The organism is Mycobacterium sp. (genome assembly GCF_035314905.1).
Classification (GTDB): domain Bacteria; phylum Actinomycetota; class Actinomycetes; order Mycobacteriales; family Mycobacteriaceae; genus Mycobacterium.
In genome coordinates, this window is record NZ_DATFYW010000124.1 from 1 (window position 1) to 4,305 (window position 4,305).

Here is a 4,305-nt window from a genome sequence, read left to right on the forward strand (position 1 = left end):
GACCAGGGGTGGGCCGATTCCAGTTGGGAGGCGACGCGGATGAGGACGTCCTCTCGGCCGTAGGCGGCGGCGAGCTGGATGCCGATGGGCAGGCCCCCGGAGTTGCGGTGCAGGGGGAGGCTGATCGCCGGCTGCCCGCTCATGTTGAACGGCGGCGTGAACGCGGCGAACCGCCCGGCCCGCCGCATCGGTGCTGTCGGGTGCTCGGTGTCGTTCTCGAACTCCGCCAGCGGCGGCGGCGGCTCGGCCAGCGTCGGCGTGAGCAGCAGGTCCCAGCCGTCCGCCCACCACTGCTGCAGCGCCCGCCGGAAGGCCCACCCCGCCGCCTGCGCCGCGGCGTAGTCGACGGCGGTCAGCCGCTGCGCTTGCTCGACGAGCACCCAGTTCACCGGCTCGATGTCATCCGCCGTCACCTCGCGCCCAAGCGTCTTGCCGAACTCGCGCGCCGCCATCGCCATCTGCGTCGCCCACAGCGCCATGAACTTCTCGGGCAACGTGGTGTCTGCCAGGCACGCCGGCCACGCGGGCTCGACCGTGTGCCCAAGGCGCTCCAGCATCGACGCCGCGGCGCGCACCGCCGTTACGCAGTCCTCGTGCACGAAGTCGCCGCGCGGGTGGACGTCGAGCAGCCCGATACGCAACCGACCCGGGTCGGCGCCGAGCTCGTCGACGTAGGGCCGCTCGGGCGCCGGCGCGATGACGGTGTCGCCGATGCCCGGGCCGCGCACCGCATCGAGCAGCCCCGCCGTGTCGCGCACCGTGCGGCTGATGCACAACTCGACCCCCAACCCCACCTCGGCGCGCACCGGCCCGAGCGTGATCCGTCCCTGGCTGGGCTTGAGCCCCACCAGCCCGCAACACGACGCCGGGATGCGGATGCTCCCGCCACCGTCCGACGCGTTGGCGAACGGGACCATCCCGACGGCCACCGCGGCGGCGGCGCCGCCACTCGACCCGCCCGGCGTGCGCTGCAGCGCCCACGGGTTACGGGTCGCCCCCCAGGCCACCGGCTGGGTGGTCGGCAGGCTACCCATCTCCGGGCTGTTGGTCCGCCCGGCGATGACCAGCCCGGCCGCCTTGAACCGGGCGACGAGCGTCGTGTCGGCGGCGTCGACCTTGCCCGCCTGCTTCAGCGCCTGGTTGCCGTTCGACAGGGTCTGGCCGGCGAAGCTTGCGTACAGGTCCTTGAGCAGGAACGGGACGCCGCGAAACGGACCGGCGGGCAGGTCCGGATCGGCGGCCACGGACCGGGCGTGGTCGAACCACTCGATGACGACGGCGTTGACCGCCGGGTTCGACTGCTCAATCCGCTCGATCGCCGCCTCCAACAGCTCGCCCGGCGTGACCTCGCCCTTGGCCACCAGCGCCGCCTGGTCCGTGGCATCCATCCACCGTGTCTCGTCGGCAAGACCGCTCATGGCTCCGGTTCTACCACGACCGATACCGCCGCACGCCGGTGTGCGTTGGGGGCATCCTCACACGCGATGACCGGCAGTCCGGCCTCGAGCACGTTGGTCTCTCTGACCGTGCCGCGGTGGCGCACGATCAACGGCGCTTTTGACCCTCGGGCCGGCCTGTCGGGTGCCACGATGTTGCCGTGACCGGTACCGCCGCGACCGTCTGCCCGGCGTGCGGCCGAGACGCGCGAAGACGCGCGGTTTTGCGCAGGCTGCGGTTCCCCTGATTGCACCGGCGGACATCGCGGTGGTGCGGCGCTACGGCGGCACAATGGACAAGTTCACCGGCGACGGCATCATGGTGGCGGGTAACCTGGGCCGCCATGGCCGTCAAGTGGCTGGATAAGCCCCAGGATCACGACTACGAGGCAGCCGCCAACTACCTCAGCATGCTCGCCGAACCCCACGTGGTCCAGAAGACTGTTGCTGCGCTCAAAGATGCAAAGCCGGTGTACCGCGAGGCAAAAGACATCCTCTGCGCCGCCCGGCTGAGCCTGCTGCCTGCCACCAACCCCCACGTTTCCACTGACCTGGGCAAGATCGGCGACGGCGCGAAGCTCTCGCCGATCTTGCTGGTCCGCGGCAGCGGGAACGGCGCGATAGCGCTGCAGATCGCCGACGGTTACCACCGGGTCTGCGCGTCCTATCTCACCGACGAGAACACGCCGATCCCGTGCCATCTCGTCTCCTGGCCGTCCTGAGTCGATGTCCTCGTTCGGGTTCGACACCCTGGCGCTGGTTGCTGTCGTCGGCATGGCGGGGCCGTTGCTGGCGTCGCCGCGGCGCTTCGGTGTCCCGGTCATTGTCGGCGAGTTGGCGGCCGGTTTGGTGATCGGCAAGACCGGCTTGGGCATCGTCGACCCGGACAACCCGACCTTCACGCTGCTGGCCAACATCGGCTTCGCGCTGGTGATGTTCGTCGTCGGCACCAACGTCCCGATCCACGAGACGTCGCTGCGATCCGATCTTCCGCGTGCGCTGGTGCGGGCCGTCCTGGTCGGCGTCGTTGCAACGGTCCTGGCCGTGGGCATCGCGTCGGTGTTGCACACCGGCCATGCGCCGCTGTACGCGGTCCTGATGGCGTCCTCGTCGGCCGCGGTGGCTCTGCCGATCATCGAATCCCTGGGCCTGGGCGGCGCGCCGGTGCTGTCGGTCACCGCCCAGATCGCGATCGCCGACGCCGCGTCTATCGTGCTGCTGCCGTTGGTCATTGACCCTCGCAGGGCCCCGCAGGCGGCGCTGGGCGGGCTTGCCATCGCCGCGTGTGCGGTGGTGGTGTTCCTGATCATGCGCTGGTTCGATCACGCCGGATATCGCAAGCGGTTGCACGCATACTCCGAGAAGCGGCGTTTCGCACTGGAGCTGCGGGTCAATCTGATCATCCTGTTCGGGTTGGCGGCGCTCGCCGTCAACACTCACGTGTCGATCATGCTGGCCGGGTTCGCGCTTGGCCTGGTCGTCTCCGCTATCGGCGAGCCGCGACGGCTGGCGCGTCAGCTGTTCGGCATCAGCGAGGGCTTCTTCGGTCCCCTGTTCTTCGTCTGGCTGGGTGCGTCATTGCAGGTGCGCGAGCTTGGTAAGCATCCGTGGTTCATTTTGCTGGGGGTCGCACTGGGTGCGGGTGCGGTACTGGCACATTCCGCAGGGGTCGTGCTGCACCAGCCGCTCACCCTGGCGGTGCTGTCGGCGGCACAGCTCGGTGTGCCGGTCGCCGCCGCCACGCTCGGCACCCAGCAGCACCTGCTGGCCGCCGGCGAGCCGTCCGCGTTGATGCTGGGAGCGCTGCTGACCATCGCGGCGGCGTCTGCCGCCGGCGAGGTGGCGGGTCGTCGTCAGCCGGCGGCGTCGGATCGGTAAGCGGCCAGGAAAGCCTTCACGCCGTCGCGCACTTAGGTGGCGGCGGCGGGGCCGGCACCGACCCCGCTGCCGCCAGCTGCACCGCGGGAACGGGGGACGGCGCCGGCGCGCGGGAGGAGTTGCCAACAGGATGCCGGCCCCGGCGATCGCGACCCCGGTGGCGACATAGGAGAAAACGGACTTGGCCATGACCAACCCCCCAAACCCAGGCTTGCGGTCACCCTGAACAGGAATCTAACAGCCCTTCGCGACGATGAATGTGGAACCACCAAAAAATTAGCGGGCCCGTAAAACACGTCCGTCATTCAGATGCCCGATCGCGTGTGCCTACGGCAATTAACTACTGGTAAGGCCTGGGACGCGGACCGTCGCTGGCGCAAACGGCCCGACGGCGATCGGCGAGGCCAACACGTTTAATTGCGGACAGCCGATCGTTACTTTCTCTTAGCAAATAACTGCAGGTTCACGATCGTGCTGAGGACAACGGCCGGTGCGGAAAACTCAATTCGATGTCGCATCGGCGTCGCGAAAGTCCCGTCGCTGAACCAACCGCGTAGCCAAGAGGTCAGTGACGCATCGCAAACCGCAGCTACGCAACGAGCACGTCTGGCGTCAGTTGAGCGCGACGCTGAGAAGGAATTTGACCTGGGCCCACGATGGCGGTGCCGCGGGGCGGTTGGCAAAGGCAGACGCCGCCGACGAACAGCTCAGGTCGGATAACCGCAGGACCGGATACATCCCGGACAACTCGACGTGCCACTGGTTACCGCGAGGGCCGGTCAGCTCTCGCGCGGTGTCGCCGGGCGAGCTCGGCGCTACAGCACGTCGCACTATTGTGCTACACTGCCGGCATGGAGGCGAGAATTAGTCAACGGGAACTGCGCAACGACAGCGGGGCGATCATGTGCCGTGTCGAGCAGGGGGAGTGCTTCACGGTCACCAGAAACGGAGTTCCCGTGGCAGACCTCGTACCTCACGATCGGGCCGGATC

4 protein-coding genes are annotated in these 4,305 nt (G+C 68.6%); 3 read left to right on the forward strand and 1 reads right to left on the reverse strand.

Going from position 1 to position 4,305, the window contains the following annotated elements; all coding sequences use genetic code 11:
• On the reverse strand, window positions 1–1,418 hold a 1,418-nt coding region (locus VKG81_RS10295; RefSeq protein ID WP_324395818.1), incomplete at its 3' end, for an amidase.
• Between the two features lie 362 nt (window positions 1,419–1,780).
• On the opposite strand from VKG81_RS10295, the gene VKG81_RS10300 reads away from it, so the two are divergent.
• The 3 genes from VKG81_RS10300 to VKG81_RS10310 form a co-directional block, all read left to right on the forward strand.
• Window positions 1,781–2,158, forward strand: a complete 378-nt coding sequence (locus tag VKG81_RS10300) for a hypothetical protein (protein ID WP_324395819.1) — start codon at window positions 1,781–1,783, stop codon at window positions 2,156–2,158.
• A 4-nt stretch (window positions 2,159–2,162) separates the two neighbouring features.
• Complete coding sequence (locus tag VKG81_RS10305) at window positions 2,163–3,314, forward strand: cation:proton antiporter (RefSeq protein ID WP_324395820.1); 1,152 nt, start codon at window positions 2,163–2,165, stop codon at window positions 3,312–3,314.
• An 851-nt stretch (window positions 3,315–4,165) separates the two neighbouring features.
• A partial coding sequence (locus VKG81_RS10310) for a type II toxin-antitoxin system prevent-host-death family antitoxin (protein WP_324395821.1) occupies window positions 4,166–4,305 on the forward strand: 140 nt, incomplete at its 3' end.

Bases quoted from the DNA above. Each gene is read 5' to 3' on its own strand.
- VKG81_RS10300 (WP_324395819.1), top strand. From the start codon at position 1,781: ATGGCCGTCAAGTGGCTGGATAAGCCCCAGGATCACGACTACGAGGCA.
- VKG81_RS10305 (WP_324395820.1), top strand. From the start codon at position 2,163: ATGTCCTCGTTCGGGTTCGACACCCTGGCGCTGGTTGCTGTCGTCGGC.